Annotated in this window: 25 protein-coding genes and 1 tRNA gene; 9 read left to right on the top strand and 17 right to left on the bottom strand. The window is 68.4% G+C overall.

Annotation, left to right across the window (positions count from 1 at the left end):
* Positions 1-6 precede the first annotated feature (6 nt).
* Genes EGX94_RS05395 through EGX94_RS05385 form a run of 3 tightly spaced genes read right to left on the bottom strand, consistent with a single transcriptional unit; the run spans position 7 to position 2060 of the window.
* Positions 7-1125: a hypothetical protein gene (locus EGX94_RS05395; RefSeq protein WP_123825995.1), complete on the bottom strand. Its 1119-nt coding sequence runs from the start codon at positions 1123-1125 to the stop codon at positions 7-9.
* On the bottom strand, positions 1100-1819 hold the full coding sequence (locus tag EGX94_RS05390) for an ATP-binding cassette domain-containing protein (RefSeq protein ID WP_196807775.1): 720 nt from the start codon (positions 1817-1819) through the stop codon (positions 1100-1102). Before EGX94_RS05390 ends, EGX94_RS05395 begins: the two co-directional genes overlap by 26 nt.
* Entirely contained in the window at positions 1809-2060 is a 252-nt protein-coding gene (locus tag EGX94_RS05385; RefSeq protein ID WP_021798008.1) for a hypothetical protein, read from the bottom strand. The genes EGX94_RS05390 and EGX94_RS05385 overlap by 11 nt, the downstream gene beginning before the upstream one ends.
* 140 nt (positions 2061-2200) lie before the next feature.
* Between EGX94_RS05385 and EGX94_RS05380 the strand changes: the two genes are divergently transcribed.
* Both EGX94_RS05380 and EGX94_RS05375 read left to right on the top strand, forming a co-directional pair.
* Positions 2201-2491 carry a hypothetical protein gene (locus tag EGX94_RS05380; protein ID WP_123825993.1) on the top strand — a complete coding sequence of 97 codons (291 nt, stop codon included), beginning with the start codon at positions 2201-2203 and terminating at the stop codon, positions 2489-2491.
* An 81-nt stretch (positions 2492-2572) separates the two neighbouring features.
* Positions 2573-2812: a hypothetical protein gene (locus EGX94_RS05375; RefSeq protein ID WP_123825991.1), complete on the top strand. Its 240-nt coding sequence runs from the start codon at positions 2573-2575 to the stop codon at positions 2810-2812.
* Between the two features lie 169 nt (positions 2813-2981).
* On the opposite strand, the gene EGX94_RS05370 is transcribed toward EGX94_RS05375, so the two are convergent.
* From EGX94_RS05370 to EGX94_RS05355, 4 genes are all read right to left on the bottom strand, one after another.
* Positions 2982-4397, bottom strand: a complete 1416-nt coding sequence (locus tag EGX94_RS05370) for a radical SAM protein (RefSeq protein WP_021798025.1) — start codon at positions 4395-4397, stop codon at positions 2982-2984.
* Between the two features lie 346 nt (positions 4398-4743).
* The gene (locus tag EGX94_RS05365) at positions 4744-6072 is read right to left on the bottom strand and encodes an IS256 family transposase (protein WP_123826441.1); all 1329 of its coding nucleotides are present in this window, start codon (positions 6070-6072) and stop codon (positions 4744-4746) included.
* 31 nt (positions 6073-6103) lie between these two features.
* Positions 6104-6265, bottom strand: coding sequence for a subtilosin A family bacteriocin (locus EGX94_RS14295; RefSeq protein ID WP_021798039.1), 162 nt, complete (start codon positions 6263-6265; stop codon positions 6104-6106).
* Positions 6266-7056: 791 nt separating this feature from the next.
* Positions 7057-7386 (bottom strand): VOC family protein, encoded by a 330-nt coding sequence (locus tag EGX94_RS05355; RefSeq protein WP_021798043.1) that lies wholly within the window; start codon positions 7384-7386, stop codon positions 7057-7059.
* Positions 7387-7535: 149 nt separating this feature from the next.
* On the opposite strand from EGX94_RS05355, the gene EGX94_RS05350 reads away from it, so the two are divergent.
* From EGX94_RS05350 to EGX94_RS05330, 5 genes are all read left to right on the top strand, one after another.
* Complete coding sequence (locus tag EGX94_RS05350) at positions 7536-8033, top strand: hypothetical protein (protein ID WP_021798015.1); 498 nt, start codon at positions 7536-7538, stop codon at positions 8031-8033.
* Between the two features lie 211 nt (positions 8034-8244).
* Positions 8245-8706: a hypothetical protein gene (locus EGX94_RS05345; RefSeq protein ID WP_021798017.1), complete on the top strand. Its 462-nt coding sequence runs from the start codon at positions 8245-8247 to the stop codon at positions 8704-8706.
* A 182-nt stretch (positions 8707-8888) separates the two neighbouring features.
* Positions 8889-9155, top strand: coding sequence for a hypothetical protein (locus EGX94_RS05340; protein ID WP_021798012.1), 267 nt, complete (start codon positions 8889-8891; stop codon positions 9153-9155).
* Positions 9156-9347: 192 nt separating this feature from the next.
* Positions 9348-10676: an Ig-like domain-containing protein gene (locus EGX94_RS05335; RefSeq protein ID WP_021798019.1), complete on the top strand. Its 1329-nt coding sequence runs from the start codon at positions 9348-9350 to the stop codon at positions 10674-10676.
* A 382-nt stretch (positions 10677-11058) separates the two neighbouring features.
* A complete protein-coding gene (locus tag EGX94_RS05330; RefSeq protein WP_021798010.1) occupies positions 11059-12240 on the top strand; it encodes an aminotransferase class I/II-fold pyridoxal phosphate-dependent enzyme in 1182 nt (393 codons plus the stop codon).
* Between the two features lie 37 nt (positions 12241-12277).
* Here the strand turns inward: EGX94_RS05330 and EGX94_RS05325 are convergent.
* The 9 genes from EGX94_RS05325 to gdhA form a co-directional block, all read right to left on the bottom strand.
* A tRNA-Gly gene (locus EGX94_RS05325) sits at positions 12278-12351 on the bottom strand.
* Between the two features lie 93 nt (positions 12352-12444).
* The gene (locus EGX94_RS13720) at positions 12445-13026 is read right to left on the bottom strand and encodes a type II toxin-antitoxin system PemK/MazF family toxin (RefSeq protein ID WP_021798037.1); all 582 of its coding nucleotides are present in this window, start codon (positions 13024-13026) and stop codon (positions 12445-12447) included.
* 13 nt (positions 13027-13039) lie between these two features.
* The gene (locus EGX94_RS05315; protein WP_123825989.1) at positions 13040-13726 is read right to left on the bottom strand and encodes a hypothetical protein; all 687 of its coding nucleotides are present in this window, start codon (positions 13724-13726) and stop codon (positions 13040-13042) included.
* 168 nt (positions 13727-13894) lie between these two features.
* Positions 13895-15409 carry an acetyl-CoA hydrolase/transferase family protein gene (locus EGX94_RS05310; RefSeq protein ID WP_021798630.1) on the bottom strand — a complete coding sequence of 505 codons (1515 nt, stop codon included), beginning with the start codon at positions 15407-15409 and terminating at the stop codon, positions 13895-13897.
* A gap of 140 nt (positions 15410-15549) precedes the next feature.
* The gene (locus tag EGX94_RS05305; RefSeq protein ID WP_021798615.1) at positions 15550-16737 is read right to left on the bottom strand and encodes a DUF1015 family protein; all 1188 of its coding nucleotides are present in this window, start codon (positions 16735-16737) and stop codon (positions 15550-15552) included.
* 423 nt (positions 16738-17160) lie between these two features.
* Entirely contained in the window at positions 17161-18018 is an 858-nt protein-coding gene (locus EGX94_RS05300) for an aldo/keto reductase (protein WP_021798624.1), read from the bottom strand.
* A gap of 395 nt (positions 18019-18413) precedes the next feature.
* The gene (locus EGX94_RS05295) at positions 18414-19205 is read right to left on the bottom strand and encodes a YwiC-like family protein (protein WP_021798616.1); all 792 of its coding nucleotides are present in this window, start codon (positions 19203-19205) and stop codon (positions 18414-18416) included.
* A 156-nt stretch (positions 19206-19361) separates the two neighbouring features.
* Entirely contained in the window at positions 19362-20351 is a 990-nt protein-coding gene (locus tag EGX94_RS05290) for a class I SAM-dependent methyltransferase (protein ID WP_021798621.1), read from the bottom strand.
* 205 nt (positions 20352-20556) lie between these two features.
* The gene (gene gdhA / locus EGX94_RS05285) at positions 20557-21900 is read right to left on the bottom strand and encodes an NADP-specific glutamate dehydrogenase (protein WP_021798612.1); all 1344 of its coding nucleotides are present in this window, start codon (positions 21898-21900) and stop codon (positions 20557-20559) included.
* 547 nt (positions 21901-22447) lie between these two features.
* Between gdhA and EGX94_RS05280 the strand changes: the two genes are divergently transcribed.
* Positions 22448-23770 carry an MATE family efflux transporter gene (locus tag EGX94_RS05280; protein ID WP_021798629.1) on the top strand — a complete coding sequence of 441 codons (1323 nt, stop codon included), beginning with the start codon at positions 22448-22450 and terminating at the stop codon, positions 23768-23770.
* On the opposite strand, the gene EGX94_RS05275 is transcribed toward EGX94_RS05280, so the two are convergent.
* Positions 23721-24116 carry a DUF3024 domain-containing protein gene (locus EGX94_RS05275; RefSeq protein WP_021798632.1) on the bottom strand — a complete coding sequence of 132 codons (396 nt, stop codon included), beginning with the start codon at positions 24114-24116 and terminating at the stop codon, positions 23721-23723. The two genes, EGX94_RS05280 and EGX94_RS05275, sit on opposite strands and share 50 nt — an antisense overlap.
* 283 nt (positions 24117-24399) lie before the next feature.
* On the opposite strand from EGX94_RS05275, the gene EGX94_RS13715 reads away from it, so the two are divergent.
* Positions 24400-24699, top strand: a complete 300-nt coding sequence (locus EGX94_RS13715; RefSeq protein WP_021798609.1) for a hypothetical protein — start codon at positions 24400-24402, stop codon at positions 24697-24699.
* Positions 24700-24782: the final 83 nt, after the last annotated feature.

The following is a 24782-nucleotide window of genomic DNA, read 5'->3' as shown; positions in this document are numbered from 1 at the left end:
GCGCGGTCATGCCGGCGAGCCCACGAGCATCACGAGCGTCGTCGCCGCCAGTCCGGCAGCGGGTGGGAGGTATTTCCGGGGGTGGCGGAGCACCTCCCGCTCCGACTTCCACGAGGTGATGGGGCGGTATCTTTCGAGCGTTCCCGCGACGAGCGCGGCCGCTGCCGCGCACGAGATCAGCTCCGCGAGGAGGATCGGCAAGGGGACTCCACTGCGGCTCAGCATGATGGCAGCGGGGATCCCGCTCAGCACGTAGAAGACACAGGCGCTCGAGTAATACCGTGCGAAGATCGCGTTCGATCCGGGAGCCGCGACGATCACCGAATAGGTGCTGGGATTCCTCGAGAAGAATGAGTTGAGCGGTGTGTTCGCGGTGACGAAGGCCATGCCCAGAGGCGTGATGAGACCCTGATCGGCCGTTGTGAAGGTGAAGATCGCGCTCATGACGGCAAGACCGATCGAGTCCACGAGCGTCATGGTGCTGGACCGCAGCTCGCCGAGCAGGATGTTCGGATCGGCGGTCGCGTGCCGCGCGGTTCCGTGCAGGGCGCCCACGTCGTGGACCGCCGCGAGGCCCACGGCTCCGAGAACGAGGACGAGCAGGGTTCCGATGCCGTCGTGGACGATCCAGAGGGCGGCCGAGACGATCAGGCCCAGCAGCATGGCGAGCCGGACGACGGCCCTCGACGCCGACCGTGAGAGCACGGACACCACTGCCGCGCCCATCCCGAAGAGGACGGTGCACCAGGTCTTCTCGGCGTCGGGGCTGTCGGCCGAGAACACCGAGAACAGGATGATCGGGCACGCCACGTCGAGCGTCAGGACTCCCGCGGCGACGAGGACCGTCTGGCGGACGAGGGTCGCCTCCTCGATCGGGAAGGCCCTGAGGATGCGCCATTTCTGCGTGCCGATCCAGGTTCTGCTGATTGTCGACGCCGCTCCCAGCAGGGCCACGCACAGCGATGCGACGATGATTCCCGTTCCCACCCGGATGCCGATGTTCAGGGCGAGGAACACGGCGATCGCACTCAGGGAGGCCCCCCACAGCACGGAGCGAACAGTGATGAACTGCCCGCGGACCGCGATGAGAGCGCTCGTCCTACTGGATGAGCGAGGCCACGTCATGGGGATCCTCCGGCGTCGGGAACGGGCCGGTGAGCGCACCGCCCTTCAACACGTGGACGCCGCTGCTGCATCTCGTGAAGGACTCGGCGATGTGCGAGCTGAGGAGGACGGACCGTCCCCCGTCCCGTGCCGCCGAGATGGATTCGTACAGGAACTCGGTCGCCGTGAAGTCCAGGAAGTCGACTGGTTCGTCGAGCAGCAGCAGGGGCGTCGAGACGTAGAACGCGGCTATCAGGTTCGCCTTCTTCCGTGATCCACTCGACAGTTCGGAGAAGACGGTCGTGAAATAGCTTTCGAAGCGGAACCCGCGCACCAGGGAATCGAGCCGGGCGGTGTCGTGCGGCATCCCGTACGCTCGTTCGATGAATCGGATGAAGCAGGGCAGATCCCAGGTCGGGAAGGATGTTTCCTCGGTCAGGCTCAGATATCGCTGGCGCTTGAACAGTTCACTTCGCGGGGTGGTCGGCATCCCGTTGAGAAGAAACTTCTCACAGCTCATTCCTCGGTGCACCGAGCTGATCGTCAGCAGGAGCGTGGTTTTCCCGGCGCCATTGGCCCCGAGCAGGCCGATGACCTCTCCGGGGGCGATCTCGATGCGGACGTCCCTGAGCACTGGGCGGTCGCGTTCGTACCACGCTGAAAGGCCCTCGATCGTCAGCAGGGGGGAGCCTGGTTTCATCGGTTCAGTCCTCATCCATGGTCGTGGACGCCGCGGGTGATGGGTCGTCGTCGGGCCGTTTCCCTAAGCGGTCCCTTGCAGCTACAAAGCCAAGAGCAATGCCTCCCAAGGCAAAAATAATTCCGATGGCCAGGTCATGAGACGAGACACTCTTCATCGCCGAAACGATAAACACAACAGCAAAAACAGCCTTCAGGTAAGAATGGTTTAATTTCGGCATTGCATCAAGTCCTTCTTTCTTGGTGGACCAATCCACGTGTGACTAGGGTGCTATAGGCCCCTAGGGTCACAATCGCCATCCCAACTAGTAGTTCACTCCCGCTTAGGCGCGCTTGGATCACTGATAATATCAAAGCTACTACAGATGATGCGAGGCAAAGCAATGAGAGAACATGGATGGCTAATCCAAAAGACGATAATTTTTCGGAAAGCCAAGTTATTACTAGAAAGCAAGGGGTCAAACAGGCGTATGCTATTAGTTCGGGCAGCGTTGAGGTTGCTAGGATGGTGATTGAAATCAGTCCGGCGAAGAGCTGTTTAAAGAGGCTCAGCCGCATTCTCTGGAGCATGAGTATGAGCAACATGACTTCAAACGCCATGGTCGGCAGTTTGACTCTCGGGCTCAAGTGGCTCATGATTGGCATTGATTTGAGAAATGTAAAAATTATAATCAGAGCTAATATTTGAGCGGAAAGGCAGTGTAGAAAGTGTTTCCTGAGCAATTCCAAGTACGATGTCTTTGCCAAGAGTTCCTGTCTTCTTACTCCCATGCTTGTAACGGAAGTGAACACTATCGACGCAAGCGTTGCGGCTGTACCTAAAAGAATAAAGGGCGGTGCTGCTCCAAAAGCCTGGGCGGGGTTGCTTCTAACGGCAAAAAGTCCAAAGCCAAAGTTTCCTAACGTTTCCAAAATTAATGGTATGGGGATCCGTTTTGACATTGTAGCCTTCTCGCCTCTTGGGTATTTCGTAGGATTCGTGAGTATCGAGTTGCAGTTTCAATGGTGAAAAATCCCGAGGTGGGTCGAAGGATCCTCGTAGTAGATTCCGTGAAGATAGCTTTGTTGGCATCAGGTGAGGATGATTATGGTTAGGGGCAAGTTTGCTCGAGCTGTGAGTCATGTAGATAGGTTCATTCTATCTCTTGGTGTGGATGTGAGACTGGGATAAAATGGTCCTAGTCGATCTTTTCTGATCGAGGGGGCAGTGGGAGGGAGGGGAGGTCAAGAGCGACCGGTTTCGGGCGGATGAGGTCAACCAGATCATAAAGGTTGTTTAAAGTAACCCATTTGCAGTAATCATTTGATGATCTGTGAATGTTTTGCTGCAACCCTCTGAGAAAACACATATGACACTCATAATAGTGAGGACAGTCTGTCGGGCATCCGGTTTTTGATGAAGGTGCTGGTACGTCAAGAAGCCGATTGTAAATATCGGTTCCAAAGATATCCGTCAGAGAAGTTTCATGAAAATCTCCAAACCTCGAATTCTTGGGGAAAAGAGGACATGGTCGAAGAGATCCATCGGCTGAGATTGTTATTCCATTTGTACCGGCGCCACAATTGATTCCGATGCTGTCAGAGCCCTCCTCTCCCTTGATAATTGGAATGATCGACTCATATTTTTTCAGGATTCTTCTCAGATAAGCACCGTATTCGGAACTCTGTGGAATCATTCGTTCTCTTCTGAAACCTTCTCCTCTTCCGAAGCCTTCGACAAAGTTAAAGCTGAAGGAGAAGGCTCCAAGCTCTATGGCGAGTTTAGCCAAGGACTCGATTTCCCACATGTTGTCTTGAAAAATCACTGATGCAATGCGCACTTTGATCCCATTTGAGGTGAGGCGCTTGACTGAAGCGACTGACCGTTCAAATGCATTGCGGGCGCCGCGGATACGATTGTGCAGCTCCGGGTTTGTTGAATCGATGGAAACGTTGACAAAGACCTTATTCTTGTGTTCGGTTAAAATGTCAAGTGCTGCTTGCGGTATGTGTGTTCCATTGGTCAGAAGGCCGATATGGGCAAAATTCCTGCAAGCGTATTCAAGGATCTCAGCGGCATCATGATTGAGGAAAAATTCACCGCCGGTGAGGTCGATCATGGTTGTGCCGTTTGTGCGGAGCTCGTCCATAATGCGGATGGCTGTGACGAGGCTCATGGAATTTTTATTATTTGGTCCGGCGGAAAAATAGCAGAAAGAACATTCCAAGTTACATTTGTCGGTTACTTCAAGTGATGCGTGTACTGGGAATATTGAGTCGTCAGACCCGATGACGACGAGCTTGGTGTGCGCAGTGGTTTGGTTGGATATCTTCGTGACGCCCTCATCTGTCATTTGCTTGATGAAGCTGATGATCCATGGTGAAGCGTCTGCTGGGTTAAGGTCATATTTCGTACAAAAATTGCTGATCACCTCAGGCAGACTCCGCTCCCCATTGATTTCTTGAAGCAGAAGTTTACCTGTCACATTGATATTGCACTGATGTTGATGGGGCTTGCCATCTACTATGCGTTCATTGGTGACCCAATAGCCATTTTTGTGCTGGTGGAGGATAGGCCTGCCCGTCAGCTGAATAGGCAGTGTCTGAGCTGACATGTCTCACTCTGTTTCGTCAGTAAATTATATTGATTCCATTCGAGCGGGGTAAGGTGTTAAGGACTCATTCTGATTCAGAGTCATATTTGTGCTGCTCTTGATGGAAAATGTTGAAACTCATGCAAGTCTTGCCACAAGCCAAACAAAATATCTAGTCAGTTGATTCATAAAATGAAATTACGTAATCTTTGTCTGACCAACATGTCTTCCTTGTTTGAGTGGGTCTCTCATGGGGCGCGGCCACGGTGATCCGCGGTACGGTGTTCTGTGTCTTGCTTTTGTTCAAAGCAGGGTCAAGGGGCTAGACCAAGAGAGCCTGTCAATGTTTTTGTGTAAGCGGGGTTGGTTAGAGGTAGGGGTTGATGCGGTCTGGGTAGGCGGTGGTCAGCTGGGCGAGGGCTTGTTTCCAGTTGGTGGTGGTCTGGCCCTCGACGAGGCGGGGCTTGGCCCTGCGCTTGCCGGCGGGTTTGCCTCGGTCTCGTTCGCGTTCGAGAGCGCGTTTGTCCTCGATGTTGCAGATCGCCAGCCACAGTAGTTTCACGGCGGCGGTGTCGTTGGGGAAGTGTCCCCGGTTCTTGGAGACCTTGCGGAGTTGGTAGTTCAGCGACTCGATACTGTTGGCCGTGTAGATGACGCGGCGCAAGGCCGGCGGGAACGCCAGGAACGGCGTGAACCGCTCCCACGCCCTCTCCCACACTCCCACCGTGTCGGGGTAGCGGGCCCCCAGCGGCGAGGCCGCGAACTCGGCCAGAGCGGATGAAGCGGCGTCCTCGCTGGCGGCGGTGTAGACCGGCTTGAGGGCGGCGGCGACCCTCTTGCGATCCTGGTAGGCCACGAACCGCATGGAGGAGCGGATCAGGTGCACCACGCAGGTCTGGACCACCGAGTCGGGCCAGGTCGCCTCGACGGCCTCGGCCAGGCCCGTCAGCCCGTCGCAGCACACGATGAGCACGTCATTCACGCCCCTGTTGGCGAGCTCGGCGCACACATGCGCCCAGAAGGAAGCGCCCTCGTCGGCCTGCACCCAGATCCCCAGGACGTGCTTGATGCCTTCCATGTCCACCCCGACTGCGATATGGGCCGCCCGGTTGGACACCCGCCCCTGGTCGCGGATCTTGACGCGGATCGCGTCGAGGTGGATCACCGGGTAGAACTCCTCCAGCGGGCGACTCTGCCACTGCAGGACGGCGTCGGCGACGGCGTCGGTGATGTTGCTGATCGTCCCCGCGTTCAGCTCTGCCCCCAGGGTGGAGTCCAGGTGGTGGCGGATCTCGCGCACCGTCATCCCGCCGGCGTACAGGCTGATGATCATCGCGTCCAGCCCGTCCATGCGCCGCTGGCCCTTGCGCACCAGGCGGGGCGTGAACGTGCCGGCGCGGTCGCGGGGAACCTCGATCTCGAACGAGCCGACCTCGGAGCTGATGGTCTTGGCCGTGGTGCCGTTGCGCGCGTTGCCACGGGCCACCGCGGTGGGCTCGCCCTTCTCATAGCCAAGGTGCTCGGTCAGCTCGGCGGCCAACCCGCGCTCGAGGGTCTCCTTGAGCAGCGCCGGCAACAGCCCGTCGCTGCCCGTCAGCTCCACCTGGCCGGAATCGATCCGCTCAAACAGCTCATCCAGGCCACCAGAAGCAGCAAGGTCCTCGACCACGCTGCGCCCACCAGAGCGACCAGTCATCTCATCAGTCACAGTCATCAGTATCAGTCCTTCAACGAAGGCTTACACAGACCACTGAACACGCCCGACCAAGAAGCCCTTCGACGGCTGCTAACTCGAAATCGGGTATAGGTCCATCGACCAGACAGGCGCCAGCGATTGAGCAGGCGGCGCATGGCTTGAATTCCAGTACGGCGGCAGGTTCTACCTTCATGTCGTTTCACCTCCCTTCGTGATCATTGTGTGCGGAACACCAGTGGTCGCGCCATGTTTTTAAAAATAAGACCGGTTGGTAGTACTGTCAATCGGTTCATCGCGGCTCAGGGATTTGCGGGGGATCTGGCGAGTCGGGCACCCAGGGCGTGTCAGATGGTGATGATCCGAGTGAGTTGATGCGGCATCGGTGGTGACGGGATGACGACGAGGCGCCGCTCCGGGCTTCATCGTCAGGGTACCGTTCGTCATTTCCGGGATCTTCACTGATCATGTGGGGCGACATGGACGCTGAAGTCGCTGGTTCGGGGTGGGGGATCCTCGATAGGGGAGTGCCGGGGTGGGGTCGTCCGAACGATGATGCGGAGGCGCCGTGGCGGCTGGACGACCCATTCAGAACCCGGGCGATGCCAGGAGGACCTTGGTCGGAGGACTCCACCGGATGGGGTCTTGAACAAGCCTCCGGGTTCGGCGGCGGGCCGCTTCCTCTGTGCGCGGGGATGCCCCCGTGTGCTCCGTGTCCCTCAGCGCGTCCAGCCACCGCTTCCTCTGTGCGCGGGGATGCCCCTGCGGGCGGCAGCGGGCCGGGCTCGATGAGTCTTGTTCCCGGCATCAGTGAACCAAGTTCTTATCCGGGGTTGCGCCTCTCGCCGGATCTCTCATGAATATAAGCCCGGTGGACTGGGAAGCTTGTTCACGGCACGACAGGATGGAGGCTTGACAAGTGGGAACGCTCGTGCGAACGACTCCTGATGAAAAGGTCCCGCACTGTGGCTCCGGTCGGATGCGGGGTCAGCCCCGATAGTCGGTGAAGCCCACCGTGTTGCCCCACGGATCGGTCATCTCGACGCTCCAGCCCGTGGCGATCCGGAACGCCTCGAGACCGAGCCCGGCGGCGACCGCGCGGGCGTCGTCCACCTCGAACCAGACGGTCGAGTGGCTGGGGTCGTCGGGGTCGAGCCGGAGGCACAGTCCCGCGCCGCCGTCGGCCGGGTGGAGGACCGCCACCTCCTCGCGGACGACCACCGGCCGCAGTCCGACCCGCTCCCGATACCAGTCCACGGCCCGGGCGAGGTCGGGAACCGCGAGGATGACGTTGTCGAGACGGAGGGGTTCGATCATGTCGGGGATTCTTCCAGGCCCGTCGGCGCCTGACCGGCCGGGCCCCTGCCGTTTACTGTCAAGAGGCTCTTGATAGTAAGTGGCAAGGGGCGGTAAATACAATGGTACGGGGTACGGGGTCTTCCCGGGCTCGAGAGGGGGGAATCGTCATGAACGCCGAAGGCGCCGGAAGAGCACCGCTCGCGGACCTGCCGGTCGACCGGACCTACATCGGCCGGGCCGTGCCGCGCGAGGGGAGGGGATGGTGGGTGCAACTGGAGCGCCGCACGAACCCCGACGGCCCCGAGACGGAGGTCGTCGCGGTCGGCGAGTGCGCCACGCTGGAGCGCCTCGAGGAGCGGGCCTGGGAGCCCGTCCGCTCGATCACCGACGACCCCGACGTGCGCGTCATCACGGCCCCTCGGATCGACGACGAGCTCATGATGCGCGTCGTCGGAGCATGGCGGGCGATGGCCGACGCCAAGCGGGCCGAGGCGGACGCCGCACGGCAGGTGCGCGCCGTTGTCGGGGAACTGCGCGACCTCGGCCTGTCGGTCACGGACATCGCCTTCCTCACGCACGTCTCGCGCGGACGGGTCTCGCAGCTGCTGGCCCAGGACCCGCGCCGCGGGCGCCGGTCCGGTGACGCGCGTCCCCGATCGGACTGAGCCCCGACCGGTGCTCGGCCCTACCGCGGGGTGTGAACCATGATGGGCTTCTCGGGCGCCCGTCGACGGCGCCGGACGGCGTGGGCCCGGTGCGCCCCCGGCCTCCGGGTCATGCGGTCCGCGCCCTTCCGGGGATTTCTGTCGGCCCGGGCCCGCCGCCGGGCCCGCCGCCGGGCCCGCCGCCGGACTCGCAGCCGATACGATGCATCCCATGTTGATCAGCTGTTTCGTTGCCCCCGACGATGAGCAGGCGGCGCAGGTCATCGACTGGCCCTCCGGTCCGGTCGAGCCCGCCGGCGACGCCGAGGGGCAGGACGCCTTCCCCGTGGTCGACACGAAGATCGAACCCGTGGTCACGCTGACGAAGCTGGCCGAGATCCTCAGCGGAATCCCCTACGACGAGCTGGCCGCCGACAAGCGCATCTCGACGCTGCTGGCGCAGAAGGACGAGTACGAGGTCCTCGTCCTGACCGTCTCCGATTCGGTCAAGGCGGCCCTCGCCGGCGCCTCGGACGAGGACCTCGTCCGAGCGGCGGGGCCCTGGTCGCAGATCGAGGAGTTCCACGGACTCATCGATCCCGACGACTTGCTCGAGGTGATGCGCGAACTCGGTCTTCTCGCGCGCCAGGCGGTCGACAGCGGGCACTCCATGTACGTGTGGTGGTGCGCATGACGATGGCGGGTACGACCCGTGAGGGTCGTGTCCGCCGGATCATGGCCGTGGTGGCCGTCCTCCAGGGCGTCTCGACGCTCGTCGGTTTCGTCGAGCTGCTGCTCGTGCCGTAGTGGTTCGCGCCCCAGCTCGAAGGCACCTTCTTCGCCGGCCGCCAACAGCTCGCGGCAGTCCTCCTCGGCGTGCTCGTCGGCGGCTTCCAGTGGGCGGCGCTCTGGCTCCAGGCGCGGGGCTCGCGCTGGTCCGTCCTCGCCCATGCTGCGGCCGGGCTGGTCATGACCTGCTGGATCGGCGCCGAATGCCTCGTCATCGACTCCTTCGGCTGGCCGCACGCGCTGTGGGGAGGACTGGGCGTGACCCAGCTGCTGCTCGTGTGCGTCCTCCTCGGGGTGCTGCGCGCCCCCAGCCGTGGGCGCGAATTCTCCTCGCGGGAGGGCGGGCCCCGATGATCGTCCCGCGGATAGCCGCGCCCGCGGTGGGGTCGAGACCGTCCGCATTGTGCGGACCGGCCGTGGTCTACGGACAGCCGCGCCCGCGGTGGCCCGTGAACCGGGGTCGGTCACGCACAGTCTGCGGAATATGATAGATTACTGAGAAATTCTCAGACGGACATGTTCTTCCGCAGCACAGGGAGCACCCCCATGGCCTCAGCCTTCCCTCGCCGCGGCTTCTCGAGAAGCCGCTCCCGCCTGCCCTCGGCCGTCCTCGCGTCGCTGGCGATCGTCCTCGCCTGCGTCGGCGGCCCCGTCCCGGCGGCCGTCGCCGACCCCGTGGACCCGCAGACCCCCGTGCTCGACACCGGGGTCTCGCTCGAGGACGGCCTGAAGGTCGGGGCGGCCGTGACGGTGGACCAGCAGGCCGTGCACGACCGGGCGCAGGCCGCGCTGCGCGCCCTGCGGATCAGGATGTACAACGACCCGAGCCTGCCCTTCGAGGGCAGCCTGGGGCATTCCGAGACGCTCAAGGACTACGCCGCCAAGGCCGGCTACGACTCGGCCGAGGCCTACGCCGACGCCTTCACCTGGAGCCAGGAGCTCGAGATGATCGCGATCCAGCGCGCCGCCGAGAACTCGATCACGGGCATGAGCCACGACCGGACGGCCGGCTCCTCGACCTTCACCGCCGCCCAGCGCAGCGGGACGACGAGCAACGGCGAGATCATCACCGAGTACCGGGACATCGACAGCGCCATCGACGGCGCCGGGCCCGGCTCGTGGTCCGGCGAGTACGACAGCCTGAAGGCGAACGACGGCAGGTACTCCGGCCCCGAGGTGGCCGGCCATCTGCACACCCTGCTCGATCCCGGCTACACCTGCTACGGCTTCACCTCGGCCGGCGTCTCGATGGGCGAGGCCGGGCTGGCGCAGACCTGCTCGTCCGCCACCGACCGGCCCTCCGCGTCCTCGGGCACCTATCTGGTCCCCGTCGCGATCCCCGCCGACCGGGCCGCCGACGTGGCCTACGGCTCGGACTCGCTCGACGTCGGCCGGAGCGGGCGGCTCACGGCGACCGTCTCGTATCTGAACGCCACGGACCTGCCCGTCATCGTCGACAGCTACGGCTCCTCGGACGAGAAGGTCGTCACGGTCGCCCCGGACGGCACGATGCGGGCCGTCGGCCCCGGCACCGCCACGATCACGATGGTGAGCAACGGCGTCACCCTGACGCACAGGGTCACCGTGGACGGGGCATCGCCCGTCGGGACGCCGAGCCCGACGCCGTCCGAGACGTCCAGCCCGGCCCCGATGCCGCCGCCGACCCTGGCGCCCCCGGCCGGGGGGACGTCCCCCGCCGCGCCGAGCGCGTCCGCCCCGGCGGCCGCCGACACGGCCTCCGCCACCTCGGCGAAGGGCTCGACCCTGTCGAAGCCGCTGGCCCGCACCGTGCTCAAGGGCGGGGTGACGCTCCTCTCCACCGGCCTGCTCATCCGCGGCGTCACGCTGGGGCTCGCCCGGCTGAGAAGGCCCTGACCCGTCTGCCGCCCCCGCGGGCCCGGCCCCTCGTCGGTCCTCGGAGGCGGAACACGTCGTGCACGCCGCTCCCCGCGCCGGACGGCGAGCATCCCGGCCCCTCGTCGGGCTCGTGCGGCTCGTCACCGCCCGGGGCGAGGTCTCGACGGCGCCGGGCGACCGCCACGAGGCGGCGGGCGACCGCGCGGGACAGGGAACCGTGGAGCGGTTTCGCGGTCGGCCGGGGCGATCGCGGCGCCACCCCCGGGGCGAGGAAGAACCGTCGGGGGCGTCGGAGCGGACCATTCGGCGGACCCGCGCTCGACCGGCCCGGGCGCCCGGCCTAGCCTGATGCCGCGGTCCACCGCAGCCCGGGGGTGGACGCCGAGCAAGGAGAGCCGTCATGACCACGCCGACGATCGCGCAGCGGGCCCTGTCCGCCCGGCCCTTCCACGCCATGAGCATCGGGGCGCGCGCCCGTGAGCTGGAGGCCGAGGGGATCGGCGTCGCCAAGCTGAGCCTCGGCGAGCCCTCCTTCGGCGCCCCGCCCGGGGTGCACGAGGCGATGCGCGAGGCGATGGACGGGCGCCCCCTGCCCTACACGCCCGCCGCGGGGCTCCCTGCGCTGCGCGAGGCCGTGGCCGGGCTCTACCGCGAACGCCACGGCGTCGACCTCGATCCGCGCCGCATCCTCATCACCGCCGGCGCCTCCGCGGGCCTGCTGCTGGCGACCGCGCTCACGACCGACCCCGGCGACGAGGTCGTCATGGCCGACCCCTGCTACCCGTGCAACCGCGAGCTCGTCGACGCCTTCGGCGGCCGCGTGGCGCTCGCGCCGACGACCCCCGCCACGCGCTACCAGCTCGACCGGGCCGTCATGGAGGCGGCCTGGAGCGGGCGCACCGCCGCCGTGCAGCTGGCGACGCCCTCGAACCCGACGGGCACCACCATCGCCTTCGACGAGCTCGAGGCCGTCTGCGGGTCGGCCCGCGAGCGCGGCGCCTGGCGCATCGTCGACGAGATCTACCTGTCGCTGGCCGATCCGGCTCCGGACGGCTCGTCCGCCCGCACGGCCCTCGAGGCCGATCCGGACGCCGTCATCGTGTCCTCGTTCTCGAAGTACTTCGGCATGACGGGCTGGCGCCTGGGTTGGCTGGTGCTGCCCGAGGCGCTCGTCGGGCCGGCTGACGACCTGGCCGTCAACTTCTTCCTGTGCGCCTCGACGCCGACGCAGCTCGCCGCGGTGTCGTGCTTCACGCCCTCCTCGCTCGCCGCGTGCGAGGACCGCAGGCTCGAGCTCCTGGCCCGCCGGGGCATCGTCCTCGACGGGCTCGAGCGGATCGGGCTGCCGGTGCCCGTGCGCCCCGACGGCGCCTTCTACGCCTACTTCGACGTCAGCGGCACCGGGCTGGACGCGTGGACCTTCTGCGAGCGGGCCCTCGAGGAGTCGCACGTGGCCCTCACCCCCGGCATTGACTTCGGCCCGGCGACCGGCGACACCCACGTGCGCCTGTCCTACGCGGCCGGCAGGGACGAGCTGGCCGAGGGGCTGGAGCGGCTGGGCGGCTTCGTCGCCGGGCTGTGAGGGCGCCGGGCCCGGAGAACCCGGACCCTGGAGGGGATGGAGCGGGCGACGGGAATCGAACCCGCGTGTCCAGCTTGGGAAGCTGGCGCTCTACCATTGAGCTACGCCCGCGATGCCGTGAGGCTGGCCCACACTCTAGCGCATCCGTCCGGGGCTCCGACACCGGCCGTCTCCGCCCTCCGCTGGGTTCGTCGGCGGGGCGCGTCAGTCGTTCCAGTGCCTGTCCACCTCGGCGGCGACGACGTCGAAGCGGTCCTTCGCCAGCCTGCCCGCCAGACGCCGTACGTTGTCCGGGTCGACGCGGAGGATGCGGTCGGTGCGCACCTCGGAGTCGCGATGCCGGGAGTCCCAGTCGCCCGAGCCGATGTTGCACCACCAGCGGCCCTCGCGGTGCTCCCGGTCCGCCCGGTCGTCGTGGTCCTGGCTGGTGAGCATGAGGCCGAGCAGCCAGTCGCCGTCGCGCCCCACGATGAGCACCGGCCGGTCCTTGCCCTGCGAGTAGTCCTCCTCGAACGGCACCCAGGTCCACACGACCTCGCCGGGATCGGCCATCCGGTCGGGGTGCGGGTCGTAGCTCAGCTGGGGCCTGCGGTCGTAGTCGCCGGGGTAGCCCTTCGTCGGGCGCGGGCCCTGCTGCGCCGCGGTCCCGTGGACCCCCGTCCGCCCGGCGCGCGGGGCCGGGACGAGCCCGGGGCACCTGCGCGGGCCACGGGCCGCCTCGCCGAGGGATGCGCGCAGCACGTCGCGGGCGATGCGTCCGAGCGCGTTCCGGACCTGGTCGGCCACGGGCTCTCCCCTCTCACTGGAATCGGGGCAGGCGCCCGTAGAAGACGGGCCCGCCGGTGTCCTCGCTCCTCGGGGCCGGCGCGCGCAGCGCCTCCCAGGCGTCGAGGTAGTCCGTCATGCCGCGGGCGCGCGCCAGCACCGCGCCGGCGGCCGCCAGCGGGATCGCCGCGCACGCCAGCGGGTTGAACAGCGCGCCCGGGCACGCGGCCGCCAGCGCGACGAGCGACAGCCGCCGCGCGAGCCGCTCGCCCGTCCACGCCTGGTAGGCCGCCACGCACGGCGCCCCCACCATCACGACGACGAGCGCCGCCAGCGCCAGGACGAGGGCGATGGAGCCCGCGCCCCCGGGCCTCGGGTCGAGCCAGCCGACGATCCACGCCGAGCGGTCGAAGCCCGCCACGTGCATGGCGCGCCACCAGTACAGGGCGTAGCCGAGGCCGCTCGCCCCCGCCGCTGCGTAGAAGCAGCACTGGAGCGCGACGAGCGCACCCGTGCGGTGCGGCTCCCCGGTGCGGGCCGACACGGGCACGCCGTGGTGCATCTCCTCCAACGGGGGCAGCGTCTCGACACGATGGTCGGGGGCCAGCCCGATGCCCTGCGGTTCGTTCGTGCCGTCGGGCGCCGGGGCGGGGGCGGCCGGTGCGGGGGAGTGGGCCCACTCGTCCGTCCGCGCGTCCGGGCTGCTCTGGTCGGAACTCATCGCTCGGGGCTCACCTCGTCTGCTTCTCGTCTGACGGGCCGGTCGGGCCGCGGCCCTCGCCCAGCCTATGCCACCGCCGGGCACGGCGGACGGACTGCGCCGGCGGCGGCCGTCGGCAGTACGAGGGGGACCACCCGACGGGCGGTCCCCCTCGTACTGCCGAGGACGTCAGCTCAGCCTCATCGTGCCGTTCTCGAGGAAGCTGCGGTGGAAGTCGAAGCTGTGCGCCAAGTCGTGCGGCGTGTGCTTGGCCTTCGAGGACGCCAGCGCGGCCTCGTAGTACTCGGTCAGCTGCGCCCGGTAGTCCGGGTGGGCGCAGTTCTCGATGATCTTCCGGGCCCGCTGGCGGGGGGCCAGGCCGCGCAGATCGGCGAGGCCCTGCTCGGTGATGATGACCATGACGTCGTGCTCGGTGTGGTCGACGTGGCTGGCCATCGGGACGATCGCCGAGATGGCGCCGTTCTTGGCGGTCGACGGGGAGACGAACGCCGAGATGTAGGCGTTGCGCGTGAAGTCGCCCGAGCCCCCGATGCCGTTCATCATCCGGGTGCCGCACACGTGGGTGGAGTTCACATTGCCGTAGATGTCGGCCTCGATCATGCCGTTGCAGCTCAGCACGCCGAGACGGCGGATGACCTCCGGGTGGTTCGAGATCTCCTGCGGGCGCAGGACGATGGACCTGCGGTACTTCTCCGCACCCTCGTTCATCTTGTGCGCGTACTCGGGGCTCAGCGAGAAGGCCGTGGCGGAGGCGACGGTCAGCTTGCCGGCGTCGATGAGGTCGACCATGCCGTCCTGGATGACCTCGGTGTAGCTGGTGAGGTTCTCGAGATCGGACTTCAGCAGGCCGTCGAGCACCGCGTTCGGGATGTTGCCCACGCCCGACTGGAGCGGCAGCAGGTTCTTCGGCATGCGGCCGTGCTCGACCTCGTTGGCGTAGAAGTCGAGCAGATATCCGGCGATGGCGCGCGAGTCGTCGTCGATCGGCTTGAACGGCGAGTTGCGGTCGGGGTCCTCGGTCTCGATGACCGCGACGACCTTGCCCGGGTCGAGCGTCAGGAAGGCGTCGCCGATGCGGTCGCCGGGGTTCGTGATCGGGATGGCGGGGCGGTTGGGCGGCGTGAGGTAGCCGTTCCACACGTCGTGCATGCCCTCCAGCTCGAGGGACTGCCAGGAGTTGACCTCGATGATGACCTTCTCGGCCATGTCGAGGTAGGTCTTGTTGTTGCCCACCGAGGAGGTCGGGACGATGCTGCCATCCTCGGTGATGCGGGTGGCCTCGACGGCGGCGAAGTCGAGCCTGCCGCAGAAGCCCTCGGCCACGAGCTGGGCCGAGTGCGACAGGTGGATGTCGGTGTAGCGGATCGTGCCGTCGTTGATCTTCTTGCGAAGGGTCGGATCGGACTGGTACGGCATGCGCCAGCCCATGCCGTCGACCTCGGCGAGCACGCCGTCGAGCTCGGGGGCGGTGGAGGCGCCGGTGAACGCGTTCACGGTGAAGTCCTCGCCGGCCTCGTGCGCAGCCTTGATACGGGCGGCGAGAGCCTTCGGGAGCTCCTTGGGGTAACCGGATCCGGTGAATCCGCCGAAGCCGATCTGGGCTCCGGCCGGGATGAGGGCGGCTGCCTCGTCCGCGCTCATCACCTTGCCGCGCAGCTGTGCGTTGGCAATGCGGTCAGTCATAGTTCCTCTCCTGGTCCGTGGCCGCGCACGCCCGATGGCGCACTGGCCGTCGCCTTGACCTTATCGTGACGGACCGTCGCGATGAGCGGCAGGGCGGAGGACCCGCGCGACGACGTCGGCCCGGCGCGGCCACTCGCCGCTCAGCTCAGCGAGGCGGTGGGGCGCATGACGAAGCCGGTGCGCAGCTTCGGGGTGAAGAAGGTCGACTTCGGCGGCATGAGCAGGCCCTCGCGGGCGGTGCGCATGATCTCGTCGAGGCCCGTCGGGCGGATGAGGATGCCGGCGGCGTGATCCTTGACGACCCTGCGCATCTCGTCCAGGCCGTGCTGGTAGCCGAGGACGACGCCGGTGCCGTCCAGGGCCCGCTCGAGCCAGGCGCCGTCGAGGGCGCGGACGCCGGCGAAGGCGCCCGGCCGGGCGATGAGCCAGCTCGCCCGACCGTCGGGGGGCAGGAGCACGAGGCGGCCCTGCGCGACCATGGCGGCCAGGGTGGCCGGGGTCGGCTCCCCGTCGAGGGGCTCGAGGGTGAAGAAGCGCTCCAGCGCGGCGACCAGGTCGTCCCAGGCGACGCCGTCGAGCAGGCGGTGGATGGCCTCGATCGACAGCTGGTCGTCCACGAGCTCGTTGACGAAGGTCAGCGTCAGCTCGGCGTCGGTGTCGGTGCGGCCGGTGGCGGCTCGGACCTCGTCGCGGTAGCTGCGCGAGATCGTGTAGCGGTGGTGGCCGTCGGCGATGAGGACGTCGTCGGAGCCGATGATCGCGCTGATCGCGGCGATGCGCCGCGGATCGGTGACGCGCTCGACGGTGTGACGGACGCCGTCGACGACGATCCCGCCGACCGGCTCGGCCGGCTCCCGGAGGGCCTCCGTGAGCCCCGGGGCCGGCGACAGCCCCCACACGGGCGAACCGTTCGTGGCGGTGGCCCGGGTCAGGTCGAGGCGGTCGGTGACCGCCTTCTTCGTCGTGCGCTCATGGGGGAGCACGCCGCCTGCGCCCTCGTCGACGACCTCCAGGCCGCCGAGCACGCCGGAGATGACGCGGTCGGCGCCCGTGGCGTCGGTGAAGGCCATCCGGTAGATCGTGAAGCTGGGCCGCTCGTCGGGCACCATGACGCCCTCGGCGAGCCACCGCCGCAGGGTGGCGGCGGCCCGCTCGTAGCGGTCGTCGTCGCCGCGAGGGTCGTCGACCCAGGCGATGTTGTGCGGGTCGCGGGCCTTCAAAGCCTCGACATCGGCGTCGCTCAGCACGTCGTAGGGCGGCGCGATGACGGCGTCGAGGTCGGTCTGCGGGGCGTAACGGAGTGCGTGGAAGGGTTCGAAGCGCGGCATGCGACCAAGGCTAGCGGGGCCCGCGCCCATCGGCCCGACCGCGCGCGGGCCAGCCGGCCAGCGTGCTCGCCACCGCGGGCCCCGCGCCCACCGGTCCGCCCACCCTTGGCGGGCCCTGGGTGGGCGGATCCGGCCTGGTGGGCGGGTTCGGGTTGCGGAAGCGGAACCGCCTGAGCCTCGACTTCCTGCGGCTCCCAGACGGACAGGTCCGGATGGCTCGCCAACACCGGCATCCCCACCCGGCTGCTTCGGCTCCCGGACGGGCGAGCCCGGGGTAGTTGCCGGCGAGACCGGTCGGCAGATCGCCCTGCGGCCTCCAGACGGGCGGGTCCGGGGCTGCGCGAGCCGTGCCCGCGTGCCGTCATCCCGGGGCGGCTCCCGGACGGGCGGGTCAGGGGCGCCCTGCTCGTGAGGCGCTCGGTCTCAGGGGCGCTCCGTCCACTGCACCATGTCGGGGTGGCTTCCCTGGCGCTCGCCGCGGTCGAGGGCGCTCACCGCGTCCATCTGGGCTGGCGAGAGCGCGAAGTCGAACAGCTGCGCGTTCTCGACGATGCGCTCGCGGTGCATCGACTTGGGGAAGACGACGTCGCCGCGCTGGATGTGCCAGCGCAGGACGACCTGGGAGGCCGTGCGGCCCAGCTCGGCGCCGATCGCCAGGATCGTCGGGTCGCAGGCGACCTTGCCGCGGGCCAGCGGCGACCAGGCCTCGGTGACGATGCCCATCTGGGCGTGCAGGGCCCGCAGCGGCTCCTGGGTGAGGTAGGGGCTGATCTCGATCTGGTTGACGGCCGGGGCGATGCCGGTGGCGTCGGTGATCTCGCGCAGGTGCTCGGCCTGGTGGTTCGAGACGCCGATCGCCCGGACTCGGCCGGACTGGAGGATCTCGATCATTGTGCGCCAGGTCTCGACGATGTTCGTCACCGCGGCCATCGGCCAGTGGACGAGGAAGAGGTCGAGGCGCTCCAGGCCCAGCTCCGTGAGGCTTCGGTCGAGGGAGCGCAGGGCGTCGTCGTGGCCGTGGTTGCCGTTGTCGAGCTTGCTCGTGACGAACAGCTCGTCGCGGTCGATGCCGCTGGCGGCGAGCGCGCGGCCCACGCCGGCCTCGTTGCCGTACATCTGGGCGGTGTCGATGTGGCGGTAGCCGGCCTCGAGCGCCTCGGAGACGACACGCTCGGCCTCCTCGGGCGGCACCCTGTAGGTGCCGAAGCCGAACTGCGGGATCTCGACGACGCCGTTGACGGCGTTGCTGAGTCTGAGCATCGGTGCGGGAACTGCGGTCATGCCACCACCGTAATCGGCTGTCCGGCCAGAGTCGACCGTCCGACCCGTCCGGTGGTTTCCGCGGGATGACGTGCAGGCCCGGCGGGGCGGGTGGGGAGCGGATCCGGTGTGCGCTCCCGCGGACGGAGTGCAGGAACGCGGGGCCGGGGCCTGCGCCGGGGCCGGGCAATGTCAGGCGGAGCGCTCGGCCGGATGGCATGAGAGGGGACTCGTGCAGGCCCTCGGGCGTCCGCGACCTTTCGCGGCTCAGGGCCCCGGCGACACGGGGCGAGTGGGGCGTGACGTCCGGGGGCATGGGATGCCCCGCCGACGCGCTCCTCTCCGACTTGCGGGGCGGGCCTTCCAGACGTCCGGGGCCGTGACGTCCCCCCGCGGCCGGTGGGCCGGGCGGCTCCTCAGGTCAGCCCGCAGGCGATGGCCGCTGCGCTGAGGACGATCTCGACGACCCCCAGCGTCCCCGGTCGGAAGGGGAGGCCGTTGTCCTGGAGCCGCTTCATGGCCGTCGTGCGCGCCAGGGCCACTGCGAAGAAGACGATCCACCACGGTGAGCCGGTGCCGAGCCAGGGCCCGCACAGGACGACGGCAGCGGCGAACCAGGCCGCGTGCCAGAGAACCGAGTTGCGGGCGGCGGCCGGGTTGTTCCGCTCCCGGATGAGGGACTTCACGTGGAGGACCGTCCCGGCGAAGTAGCCGTACAGCAGCAGGCCGGTCAGGCCGTCGTGCAGGCCCGGGGCGAGCGGCGGCCAGCCGCCGCAGCGCAGCACGTAGAACATGAGGCAGGCCGCGGCGACGGTCGTCATGCCCGAGGTGACCGAGCGCTCCTCGTGGTTGCGCACGAGCGCGAGCGCCACGACGACGAGGGGCACGAAGCCGACGAGCCAGACGGCCAGGCAGAGCCCGTGCAGTGCCAGGATTGCCAGTCCGCTCGCCGCGCAGACGGCGAGGTAGGTGAGGATCGGGGTGCGCAGGCCCGCACGGCGCCGGGCCGGCGTCTTGATCCAGGTGACGGTCTGCGCGAACAGGCAGTAGCCGACGATCCACAGGACGGCCAGCGGGATCCACCACAGGGGCAGGCCGGTCGCGCGCTGGCGGGTCAGGGCGCCGACGACGAACGGGACGACGAGCATCGCCCAGGCGCCGTGCTGATTCGGCAGCCACCGCTTCTTCCAGTTCCTCGACCCGGTCACGGGCGCACGATAACGGCGATCCGGGCGCGACGGGGAGTCCCGAAGTCCGGGGTCCGGGACGTCGTCGCGTCGGGGACCGGGCGGCGCGGCCCCGGCGGTCGCCGCGGGGCGGAGGTCCGCCGCGAGGGCGACCGCTCCCCGGAGCATGGACGGTTCTCAGCGGGCGACCGAGCGGGTGACCGTGTAGAAGGGGTTCTGCCGGACGACGACCGTCGGGCCGACCTTCTCGGCCAGCCGCCTGCGCCAGGGCAGGTGCGAGTTGTGGACGCACCACATCCGCCCGCCGGGGCGCAGCAGGCGGGCGGCGTCGTCGAACATGGCCAGGGCCGGTTCGGAGTCCTTGGCGATGCCGCGGTGGAAGGGCGGGTTGGTGACGATGACGTCGAGGCACTCCGGGGGCCAGTCGTGCAGCGCGGCGGCCCAGTGCGCCTCCACGGCCACGCCGTTGGCCTCGGCCGTCAGCAGCGTCGAGGCGACGGCGGCGCGGCTCACGTCGACGGCGCGGACCCGTGCGCCCGGGTTGGCGCGGGCCAGCAGGGTGGCCAGGACGCCCGAGCCGCAGCCCAGGTCGAGCAGCTCGTCGCCGTGGATGTCGGGGCACAGCTCGGCGAGCAGGCGGGTGCCGTCGTCCACCCGGTTCGTGGCGAAGACCTCGCCGTGCGCGATGACGCCGATGCCCAGCTCGGGGTGGGTGCGCTCGCGTGGCCAGCGCAGGCGGCGCCTCCGCGGCCCCGAGGCGCGCAGGGCCCGGCACTTCGCGACGCCGGGGGAGGCCGAGACCGTGTCGAAATGGCGTCCGAGCACGTCGTTCATCGAGTGCGTCATGGCCCTCTGACGGCCGGCCGAGACGACCCGTACCCGCGGGTCGGCCCATGCGGCGATGCGTTCGGCGTCGTCGTCGAGGGCCGACAGGGCCTTGGGCAGGCGCAGCCACACGAGATCGACGCCGGCCAGCGACGACTCGTCGAAGTCCTCGAGCAGCAGCCCGGTCGGCACCGTGCCGGCATCGCGGCGGTCGTCGCACCACAGGCTCACCCGCGGCGCGGCCCGCCGCGCCGCCTCGGCGAGGCCCGGGGCGTTGACGACGAGCACGTGCTCGGCGCGCTCGGGCGATTCGGCGGCGATGAGGCGCTCGACAGGATCCATGGGGGCAAATTTATCCGTCCTGCGGGGCCGCGAGCGGCACGGTGGTGTTCCGGAACTGCGGTGCGAGCGGTTGTCCGTGCGTCATCCGCGGGTCGGGGCTGTCGGCCGCGTTCGGGGCCGCGAGGGCGTCCGGCGGCGGCACGACGCAGGAGGCGGCCGCCCGGTGGACGGCCGCCTCCTGTCGGAACGGTTGCGCGGGCGCCGATCAGACCAGGCCGAAGTCGAGCATGGCGTCGGCGACCTTGGTGAAGCCGGCGATGTTCGCGCCGACGACGTAGTCGCCGGGATGGCCGTACTCCTCGGCCGTCGCCCGGCAGGTGTCATGGATGTTGTCCATGATCGCGTGCAGCTCGGCGTCGGTCTTCTCGAAGGTCCACGATTCGCGGGCGGCGTTCTGCTGCATCTCGAGACCGCTGGTGGCGACGCCGCCGGCGTTGGAGGCCTTGCCGGGGGCGTAGAGGACGCCGGCGGACTGGAAGGCGTGGAAGGCCTCGGGGGTGCAGGGCATGTTGGCGCCCTCGGCGACGACCTGGACGCCGTTGGCGATGAGGGCCTTGGCGTCGTCCAGGTTCAGCTCGTTCTGGGTGGCGCAGGGCAGGGCGATGTCGGCCTTGATCTGCCAGATGCCGCCCTTGCCGGCGGGCGTGAAGGTGGCGGAGGCGCGCTCGTCGGCGTAGGTGCTGATGCGCTCGCGGCGCTGTTCCTTGACGGACTGGAGGAGGGCGACGTCGATGCCCTTCTCGTCGACGACCAGGCCGGAGGAGTCGGAGCAGGCCACGACGGTGGCGCCGAGCTCCTGGGCCTTCGCGATGGCGTAGATGGCCACATTGCCCGAGCCCGACACGACGACGCGCTTGCCGTCGAAGGAGTCGTTCTTCGTGCCGAGCATGCGGTCGGCGAAGTAGACGGTGCCGAAACCGGTGGCCTCGGTGCGGGCGAGCGAGCCGCCCCAGTCGAGTCCCTTGCCGGTGAGGACGCCCGCGTCGAAGCGGTTGGTGATGCGCTTGTACTGGCCGAACAGGTAGCCGATCTCGCGGCCGCCCACGCCGATGTCGCCGGCGGGGACGTCGGTGTTGAGGCCGATGTGGCGGTACAGCTCGGTCATGAAGGACTGGCAGAAGCGCATGACCTCGGCGTCCGACCTGCCGTGCGGGTCGAAGTCGGAGCCGCCCTTGCCGCCGCCCATGGCCAGGCCGGTGAGGGAGTTCTTGAAGATCTGCTCGAAGCCGAGGAACTTGATGATGGAGAGGTTGACGTTCTCGCGGAACCGCAGGCCGCCCTTGTAGGGGCCGAGCGCCGAGCTGAACTCGATGCGGAAACCGCGGTTGACCTGGACCTTGCCGGAGTCGTCGACCCACGGCACGCGGAACATGATCTGGCGGTCGGGCTCGGTGACCCGCTCGAGGATCGCGGCGTCGAGGTACTCGGGCTTGCGCTCGAGCGCGGGCTCGATGCTCTCGAAGACCTCCTTGACCGCCTGGTGGAACTCGGGCTGGCCGGGGTTGCGGTCCAGGACCCCGTCGTAGATGGACTGAACGGCTTCGCGCATTGGCGTGGCTCCTTGTCGCTTTCGGATGTCCGGCTCCTCGCCGGTGACACCACCGAATATGGCACCAGCGCACGCCGGTTGAGAAGCCATCTCATGTCTTGACGTCAAGATATTTGTAACGATTGTGTTTCACCCCCGTGCGGCCCGGATGAGGTGCAGCGGGCCCGTGACGCCGATGAGGCCGACGTCGCCCCGGGCCGCGTCAGGGGGCAGGTGGGGCCGCCGGTCGTGGGCGTCTCCGTCTGCCGTCTCCGGTCCGTCTGCCGTCTCCGGCTGCGGCCGTGTTCGATGTCGAGCGGCTCGTGCGCCCGCGCGCCCGGGGGACGCCTCCGACGCGGTCGTCCCTCCAGCCCCGGAGCTCGGCGTGCGTCCGCGCGCCCGCGGGCGTCTTCAGGGCACGGGCGAGGCTACCGCCGGCGGCGGCCGTGCGTCCGCGCGCCCGCGGGTGTCTCGTGGAGCCGAACTGGATCCCGGCGTGCTGCGAACGTGCGCCCGCGCGCCCGGGGGGCGCCTCCGTCTGCGTCGCGGCCGGGTAGCCTGCCTGTCCGTGGCCCTGTGGACGAGAACCGACCGTGACCTGCTGTCGCTGGCCCTGCCCACCTTCGCCACGCTCGTCTCCGAGCCGCTGCTCGTCATGGCCGACACCGCCTTCATCGGGCACGTCGGCGCCGTGCCGCTGGCCGGGCTGGGGCTGGGAGGCAACGTGCTGGGCGTCATCACGGGCCTGTGCGTCTTCCTGGCCTACTCGACGACCAGCGTCGTCGCCCATCGCCTCGGTGCCGGGCGCGACCGGGCCGCCTACGAGGCCGGACGAGACGGCATGGCCCTGGGCGGGACGCTCGGCGTCGTCCTCGCGGCACTGCTCGCCTGGCTCGCCCCGACGGTCGTCGGCTGGTACGGGCCGGCCTCCGACGTCGCCGCCGCGGCCGTCACCTATCTGCGGATCGTCGCGGCCGGGCTGCCCTTCCAACTCGTCGTGCTCGCCTCGACCGGGCTGCTGCGCGGCCTGCAGGACACCCGGACGCCGATGGCCGTGGCGATCGGCGTCAATGTGACGAACATCGGCCTGGACGCCCTGCTCATCAACGGCCTCGGCCTGGGCATCGCCGGCTCGGCGACCGCCACGGCCGCCGCCCAGGGGTTGTCGTGCATCGTGCTCGTGGCGGTCATCGTCCGCCGCTGCCGGGGGCTCGGCCTGGGGCTGCGCCCGAGCCCGCGCGGCATGGGCGCGGCGGCCTCGGCCGGCGGCTGGCTGGTGCTGCGCACCGCCACCCTGTGGTTCTCGCTCACGGCGACGACCGTCGTCGCCACCGGGCTCGGCTCGCTGACGCTGGCCGCCCACCAGGTGACGAACTCGCTGTACTCCTTCCTCACCTTCGCCCTCGACTCGCTGGCCATCGCCTGCCAGGCCCTCATCGGGCACCGGCTCGGCGCGGGCGGGACGGCCGGGGCGCGGACCGTCATGGCGCGCGCCCTCGGCTGGGGCTGCGTGCAGGCCGCCGTCCTCGGTCTGGTCCTCGTCGCCGTGCGGCCCTGGCTCGCGCGGCTGTTCACCTCCGACGCCGCCGTGCAGCGACTCGTCATGCACTCCTTCGTCGTGCTCGCCGCGATCATGCCGCTGGCCGCGCTCGTCTTCGTGCTCGACGGGGTGCTCATCGGCGCCGGCGACACCCGCTACCTGGCGCTGGCCGGCCTGTTCGTCGCGGCCTGCCACCTGCCGATGCTCGCGGCCGTCGCCCACTGGTGCACCGGCGGGCCGGCCGGGCTGGTCTGGCTGTGGACGGCCTACGCCGGTTTCCTCGCCGCCCGCGCCCTGACGCTCACCCTGCGCGCCCGGACGGGCCGCTGGCTGCGCACCGGGGCGGGGTGAGGCGGGGCCGGGTCAGCCCCAGAGGATCGGGTCCTGGCAGGTGTCGAGGACGTCGAGGACGCCCTTGCACCGCCCGGGTCGGCTGGAACCGGTCGTACTCGTGGAAGCGCGAATTCCGGTCGGCCCAGTACAGGCTCCACAGTCCGGTGGCCCTGGTACAGCGGAACCGCGCGACGGGCGTGGAGATCCAGTCGCCCTCGCCGTCCCAGGGCGGCCGCGACTGGCTGGTCGTGACGCGCCGGTCGGCGACCTCGGCCACGACGCGCACCCGACTGCGGAACGGGGCCGGGACCCGGTTGTCGCACCAGCGCTGGATCCGAGCGGCATCGGGTTCGGGCGGTGGCATGCCACCCGGCTTATGAGGGATTGACGGTCAAGTCGAGGCGGGGGACGCCCGGGCTGCGGCGTCCGGCTCGCGCAGGGGGTCGTGTGCTGGCCGGACGGGCCCGGTGTTGTCCGTTGGGCGAGTTCCCAGGTGCGGCTACGAGAAGTGATGCTTGACTTGGAGGCAGAGGTGGCAGCGGAACCATTGGAAGCGATGGAACCATTGAAAGGGTGCGGCTCTCGGTGCGGTGAACGTTCGCGCCGGGCCCAGAGCATCCCGAGCCCGCCGGAACAGGAGGTGTCTGGTGGTCGTCCATGTCGATGTCGCTCCGGCGCTGCTCCGCTGGGCGGTCGAGCGGGCCGGCTGGGACGAGACGACGGCGGCAAGGCGCGCCCCGCAGCTGGGCAGTTGGCTGACGGGCGAGAAGCGCCCGACCCTCAAGCAGCTCAAGAAGTTCGCCACCGCCACCCATGCGCCGTTCGGAAGCCTGTTCCTGTCGGAACCCCCGGACGAACCGGTGCCAATCCCGGACATGCGCACCATCGGCAACGCCGGGGTCTCTCGCCCCTCGGTGGACCTTCTCGACACGATCTACCTGTGCTAGAGGCGCCAGAACTGGTACCACGATTATGCGTCCGACAACGGGGCAGAGCGGCTCAAATTCGTCGGGTCCGCGACGCTTGACGC

This window comes from Propionibacterium acidifaciens (genome assembly GCF_003798325.1).
GTDB classification, from domain to species: Bacteria; Actinomycetota; Actinomycetes; order Propionibacteriales; family Propionibacteriaceae; genus Propionibacterium; species Propionibacterium acidifaciens.
Note: the sequence above shows the minus strand (reverse complement) of the source record. Positions and strands in the feature narration are given on the sequence as shown.

Coding starts and splice junctions, on each gene's coding strand:
- EGX94_RS05315 (WP_123825989.1), bottom strand. CDS start 13,726: ATGAGTTCCGACCAGAGCAGCCCGGACGCGCGGACGGACGAGTGGGCC.
- EGX94_RS05370 (WP_021798025.1), bottom strand. CDS start 4,397: ATGTCAGCTCAGACACTGCCTATTCAGCTGACGGGCAGGCCTATCCTC.
- EGX94_RS05390 (WP_196807775.1), bottom strand. CDS start 1,819: ATGAGGACTGAACCGATGAAACCAGGCTCCCCCCTGCTGACGATCGAG.
- EGX94_RS05380 (WP_123825993.1), top strand. CDS start 2,201: ATGGCTAATCCAAAAGACGATAATTTTTCGGAAAGCCAAGTTATTACT.
- EGX94_RS05300 (WP_021798624.1), bottom strand. CDS start 18,018: ATGACCGCAGTTCCCGCACCGATGCTCAGACTCAGCAACGCCGTCAAC.
- EGX94_RS05350 (WP_021798015.1), top strand. CDS start 7,536: ATGAACGCCGAAGGCGCCGGAAGAGCACCGCTCGCGGACCTGCCGGTC.
- EGX94_RS05365 (WP_123826441.1), bottom strand. CDS start 6,072: ATGACTGGTCGCTCTGGTGGGCGCAGCGTGGTCGAGGACCTTGCTGCT.
- EGX94_RS05375 (WP_123825991.1), top strand. CDS start 2,573: ATGCTTGTAACGGAAGTGAACACTATCGACGCAAGCGTTGCGGCTGTA.
- EGX94_RS05395 (WP_123825995.1), bottom strand. CDS start 1,125: ATGACGTGGCCTCGCTCATCCAGTAGGACGAGCGCTCTCATCGCGGTC.
- EGX94_RS05290 (WP_021798621.1), bottom strand. CDS start 20,351: ATGGATCCTGTCGAGCGCCTCATCGCCGCCGAATCGCCCGAGCGCGCC.
- EGX94_RS05330 (WP_021798010.1), top strand. CDS start 11,059: ATGACCACGCCGACGATCGCGCAGCGGGCCCTGTCCGCCCGGCCCTTC.
- EGX94_RS05355 (WP_021798043.1), bottom strand. CDS start 7,386: ATGATCGAACCCCTCCGTCTCGACAACGTCATCCTCGCGGTTCCCGAC.
- EGX94_RS05345 (WP_021798017.1), top strand. CDS start 8,245: ATGTTGATCAGCTGTTTCGTTGCCCCCGACGATGAGCAGGCGGCGCAG.
- EGX94_RS05310 (WP_021798630.1), bottom strand. CDS start 15,409: ATGACTGACCGCATTGCCAACGCACAGCTGCGCGGCAAGGTGATGAGC.
- gdhA (WP_021798612.1), bottom strand. CDS start 21,900: ATGCGCGAAGCCGTTCAGTCCATCTACGACGGGGTCCTGGACCGCAAC.
- EGX94_RS05335 (WP_021798019.1), top strand. CDS start 9,348: ATGGCCTCAGCCTTCCCTCGCCGCGGCTTCTCGAGAAGCCGCTCCCGC.
- EGX94_RS05305 (WP_021798615.1), bottom strand. CDS start 16,737: ATGCCGCGCTTCGAACCCTTCCACGCACTCCGTTACGCCCCGCAGACC.
- EGX94_RS14295 (WP_021798039.1), bottom strand. CDS start 6,265: ATGAAGGTAGAACCTGCCGCCGTACTGGAATTCAAGCCATGCGCCGCC.
- EGX94_RS05275 (WP_021798632.1), bottom strand. CDS start 24,116: ATGCCACCGCCCGAACCCGATGCCGCTCGGATCCAGCGCTGGTGCGAC.